We start from the raw sequence: 4,810 nt of genomic DNA, 5'->3' as shown, positions 1-4,810 counted from the left end.
CTCTAAAGTTGCTGTTAATAGAGTGGGGACAGGTCTCTAAAGTTGCTGTTAATAGGGCGGGGACAGGTCTCTAATATTGCTGTAGTAGCTAGGGCTGCAGACTAGGATGTCTTGGATAGGTTGTAGAGGAATGAAGTCCAGTAAAGTATCTGTGAGTGGGGAGCTGACAATCGCCAGATCTATGAGGTCTTTTTGAACGAGGTCTAAGGTTTGCGTAGTGTTATCATTGAAAAGATGGACTTGTAAAGTTGGATAGGTTTGTGTGAATTTAGAGAGTAAAGGGAGTAAGAAGTGAGTGCCTAGAGTAGAACTTACACCTAATCTGAGTTGGCCTAAATCTATGTTTTTGAGTTTAGTCAGAAGTTGCTCACCTTCTTCGATAGAAGCAAAGGCTTGGCTAAGATGTTCATAAAGGAGTTTCCCTTCAGCAGTTAATGAGACACCTTTGGAACCTCTTGAAAAAAGCATAAGACCCAGCTCAGTTTCTAATGATTTCATAGATTTACTGATAGCAGGTTGGGAAATATAAAGAGCTTTGGCTGCATGAGAAAAATTTTGATATTTACAGACTGTGTAAAAAATTTTATATAAGTTGAGATCATTTAACATGATATTCCCTCCAGTTATATCAAATATAAAATATCGATATTTTTATTATACAAAAGGATGATATAAAATGAAGTTAAATAAGAAATAAAATTTAATAAAAAATAAATGAGAGTGGGGAATATTAATGGGAGAATGGGATGCAAAAGCTTATGGAAAGTTTGAAAAGGAAAGGATTCAGCCTTCGATTGATTTAGTGAGACGTATAATGATAGAAAATCCAAAGAAAATAATAGATATTGGCTGTGGTTCAGGCATGAGCACAAAAGTACTTGCAAATAAGTGGCCAGAAGCAGAAATTATGGGGATAGATAATTCTAATACGATGTTAGAGCAGGCGAAACGATTAGGCTTAAATGTAGAATGGATATTTAAGGATTGCAATGAGTCTATTAAAGAATTTGATAAAGCAGATATTATATTTTCTAATGCCAGTTTACAGTGGCTTAAAAATCAAGAGCAAGTTATAGGGGACTGGTTTAGAAATTTAAATTCAGGCGGCGTTGTAGCTGTGCAAGTGCCTCTTTTTGAACAAATGAAGATGAGAAAATGTATTAATGAAGTGAGTATGCAGAAAAAATGGCAACCTTATTTCAAGGAAGTGGGGAGTAAGAACTGTTATAATTATAATCCAGAAGCCTATTATGACATTATTTCAAAATACAGTCATCAAATAGAAATGTGGGAAACAGATTATTATCATATTTTAGACAGTCAAAAGGCAATCGTTGAGTTTTGCAAAAGTACAGGGCTGAGACCTTACTGTAATGCGCTTAACGATGAAAAATTAGAAGCAGAATTTGTAAATCAGATTTTACAACAGGTAAAAGCTTATTATAAAGTACAAGAGGATGGTAAAGTACTTTTCAAATTTAAACGTTTATTTATAATTGCAACAAGTTAGAAAGTAGGAGGTTATAGTTAGTGACAAATACAAATGATGTAGATATAGAAGAAGCATTTTACATTTATGATTTGGCAATAGGGCAGGTAACGATTGCTTGTGATAAGCAGGGCATTACATTGGTAAGTTCAGCTAAGGAAAAAGATTTACCTGGCAGCAAGTGTAGAACAGTGTTACTAGATGAGGCTGCAAAGCAGCTAGAAGAATATTTTAAGGGAGAACGTAAACAGTTTGATTTACCTTTAAACCCAAAAGGAACACCTTTTCAGAAGCAAGTTTGGGAAGCGTTATGTAAAGTACCTTATGGGGAAACAAGGAGTTATAAAGAGATTGCAATTATGATTGGCAATCCTAAAGCTTGCCGTGCAGTCGGCATGGCCAATAACAAAAATCCTATTATGATTCTAATACCATGTCATAGAGTTATTGGAGCAAATGGCAAATTAATAGGTTATGATGGCGGTTTAGAATTAAAAAAATACCTCTTAGATTTAGAAAAATAGAGGGGGACAAAATAGATGGGGACAGGTCTCTAAAATTGGTGTTACACACTAATTTTAGAGACCTGTCCCTTTTGTTAATTTCTTTTGTTGTATATGGAAATATGTGTTTATGAAGTAAATAAATACAATTATTTACAATACATACATAAAATTAAATAGAGTACAAATATTAAAATAAATTAAAGAATATACTAATATATGTATGGGAAAAAGATAGAAAAGAGGTATATTATGTTTTTATTTGGGAATATTACGTGGCAATCGGCAATTATGTGGTTCATAGTATTAGGCATCTTGATGCTTGTAAACGAGGCTGCACGTCGTAATAAGTATTTTTCATTATTTTTCTGTATTGCATTACCTATATTTTTAACTATTTTTGTTTGGCCTAAGACAGCTGGGGCTGATTCTAGTACAGGAACATGGTTCCATTGGGTAAAAGTATATTCTGCATTAGCAGGATGCCTTATGTTTATGGGTATTCGTTACATAAAAGGATGGAAAGATAATAAATATCTTTTAATGTTACCAGCTATTATTTTAGCTGTTAATATTATGGAAGCTGTTATTCGTGATTTTGAATGTTTTAGTTATCAGACACCTGGTATTGTAGATGGTGTATGGATGTTAGGTGGACCTTGGAATATTATGAATGGTATTGCAGGAATATTAAATATCCTTACTATTTCAGGGTGGATGGGCATCTTTGTAGGTAAGGATAAAAATAAAGATATGTTGTGGCCAGATCAATTATGGTTTTGGGTAATTGCATATGATTTATGGAACTTTGCATATGTATATAATTGTGTATCAGACCATTCATTCTATGCAGGGGCAGCATTATTATTATCATGTACAATTCCACTTATTATTAGTAAAAGAGGGGCTTGGATTCAGCATAGAGCGTATACTTTAGCTGCTTGGATGATGTTTACAATGACATTCCCAAGTTTCGTGGATACATCTAGATTTGCAGTGCAGTCATCACATAATACAACAGCTTTATTTGTAGTAAGTTTTATTGCGCTTATTGCAAACATTATTGTGTTTGTATACCACTTTTATAAAATCTTTAAATATAAGAGAAATCCTTTTAAGGTGGAAGTGCATTCAGATATAAAAGCATATCAAAAAGTAATTGAAGAAAGTAAGTCAGCAGTGGCTTAAGAGATATTAGCTGTGATACTAACTATAAATGTTAGTATTGCAGCTTTATTTATTAGTAACAATTGAAAATAAAAGATAATAAAAGTGCAAAGTATATTTAATATAAATGAGAAGTATTTAAAATACAAAGTGCTATATTAAAGGTGTACATAGAAAAATAGAGGGGCGTGTAATATGAAAAAGTTTTTTAGTAAGGCAGTTGCATGTGTAGTAGTAGCAGGGAGTTGTATAAGCATGATGGGACAAACACCTATCTTTGCAGAACAGGTAGTTTTTAATAATGAGGTAAAACAAGCAGTAACGAATTACTTACTGATTAATAATGAGGTATATGTTCCCTTTAAGTGGATGTTAAATGAAGTGGGAATTAAGGATTTTAAATGGGAGAATGGTAAGAAGGGTTCAAATACTAAAGCGTATATCACAGTAGATGCACCAGCTTACTTTTGGGGCAGCTATTATGCAATGTTAGAAAGTGCATTCACTGTTTATGATGCAGAATATGAAGATACACTTACACCATTACCAGAAAGTCTCAAAGGCTTTTTGAAACCTGAAGAAGAAATAAATAATGATGAAGTAAAAATAACGACTTTAAATGAAAGGCCAATTGAACTTACGGTAACAAGTCAAGGTTATGAAACAGGAGAAATGATTTATAATTATAAGATTATAGATGGTACATTATATGTGCCTGTTAATGAAGTAAAAGGTTATTTTGGTATAGACGGTGTAACCATTGATAAGGCTAGCAATAAGGCAGTACTTCGCTATACATCACAAGTAGAATTACAGGAACAGCTTCAAAATGAAATTGCTAAGTTAGAGCAGAACTTAAAACTTGAAAAAACAGAGGATGTATTAGCTGTATGGATTAGAGCCCAACAAACGAGAAATGGTGCACTTCAATATAGTATGCTTTGTAATGATGCAAAACAAAATGTTTTACCAGAAGTCAAAACAAGAGGTTGGGTAACAGGTGGTTCAAGTCCTACACTTAGAGGTGGCAAAGTGAGTATTAAGAATAAAGAGAAATTAGACGATCAGACGATGCGTTATACAGTAACTTATGAAAGTATGTTACAGGGCAAGGTTTATGAAAATCTAGAGCAAGTAATTACGATGAAAGCTTATGAAGAAGAGGGTAAGACATATTGGTGTATTAGCAAGGTCACGGGAGATAGAGATTATTATACGTATGAAAGTGTGGGGAAATAAAGACAAAAAACAAGGAGATAAAGCAAGAAGATAAAACAAGAAGATAAAATAAAGAGATAAAACAAGGAGATAAAACAAGAAGATAAAATAAAGAGATAAAACAAAGATAAAAAATGAAGACAAAAAATAAAGATAAAAGATAAAAGATAAGGAGAAGACGTTATTAGGACTAGTTTATGAAGATAAGCTAGCTTTAATAGCGTCTTTTTGTATGCGAAGTTTTTGATGTAAGTAAAGATAAAAACAAACAAAAACTAAAAATGTTTATATATTATCAAACAAAAAATAAAAATGTTTATAAAATTGGTTGCGAAAAAGTTTAATCTCTCTATAATGTAAGTATAGAGAGTAATATACATTTCACATTTATAAGTTTTAGTTATTCATGATTTTTAGTCATGTGAAATCATTG

5 protein-coding genes are annotated in these 4,810 nt (G+C 32.4%); 4 read left to right on the top strand and 1 reads right to left on the bottom strand.

The features are described 5' to 3' along the window. Nucleotides 1–48 precede the first annotated feature (48 nt). Nucleotides 49–609: a LysR family transcriptional regulator gene (locus AC1VAQ_RS20685; RefSeq protein WP_479904502.1), complete on the bottom strand. Its 561-nt coding sequence runs from the start codon at nucleotides 607–609 to the stop codon at nucleotides 49–51. 124 nt (nucleotides 610–733) lie between these two features. Here AC1VAQ_RS20685 and AC1VAQ_RS20680 point away from each other — a divergent pair, with 124 nt between their 5' ends. The 4 genes from AC1VAQ_RS20680 to AC1VAQ_RS20665 all read left to right on the top strand — a co-directional run bounded on the left by AC1VAQ_RS20680 (nucleotide 734) and on the right by AC1VAQ_RS20665 (nucleotide 4,398). After that, a complete protein-coding gene (locus tag AC1VAQ_RS20680) occupies nucleotides 734–1,510 on the top strand; it encodes a methyltransferase domain-containing protein (RefSeq protein WP_479904501.1) in 777 nt (258 codons plus the stop codon). A gap of 20 nt (nucleotides 1,511–1,530) precedes the next feature. Continuing rightward, entirely contained in the window at nucleotides 1,531–2,013 is a 483-nt protein-coding gene (locus AC1VAQ_RS20675) for a methylated-DNA--[protein]-cysteine S-methyltransferase (RefSeq protein WP_302596749.1), read from the top strand. Nucleotides 2,014–2,244: 231 nt separating this feature from the next. Then, nucleotides 2,245–3,180 (top strand): DUF5692 family protein, encoded by a 936-nt coding sequence (locus tag AC1VAQ_RS20670; RefSeq protein WP_302596750.1) that lies wholly within the window; start codon nucleotides 2,245–2,247, stop codon nucleotides 3,178–3,180. A 174-nt stretch (nucleotides 3,181–3,354) separates the two neighbouring features. After that, nucleotides 3,355–4,398 carry a hypothetical protein gene (locus AC1VAQ_RS20665; protein ID WP_302596751.1) on the top strand — a complete coding sequence of 348 codons (1,044 nt, stop codon included), beginning with the start codon at nucleotides 3,355–3,357 and terminating at the stop codon, nucleotides 4,396–4,398. Nucleotides 4,399–4,810: the final 412 nt, after the last annotated feature.

It is taken from the genome of Cellulosilyticum sp. (assembly GCF_982396655.1).
Note: the sequence above shows the minus strand (reverse complement) of the source record. Positions and strands in the feature narration are given on the sequence as shown.

Excerpts from the sequence above, each read along its gene's own strand:
- AC1VAQ_RS20685 (WP_479904502.1), bottom strand. The coding sequence starts at position 609 with ATGTTAAATGATCTCAACTTATATAAAATTTTTTACACAGTCTGTAAA.
- AC1VAQ_RS20680 (WP_479904501.1), top strand. The coding sequence starts at position 734 with ATGGGAGAATGGGATGCAAAAGCTTATGGAAAGTTTGAAAAGGAAAGG.
- AC1VAQ_RS20670 (WP_302596750.1), top strand. The coding sequence starts at position 2,245 with ATGTTTTTATTTGGGAATATTACGTGGCAATCGGCAATTATGTGGTTC.
- AC1VAQ_RS20665 (WP_302596751.1), top strand. The coding sequence starts at position 3,355 with ATGAAAAAGTTTTTTAGTAAGGCAGTTGCATGTGTAGTAGTAGCAGGG.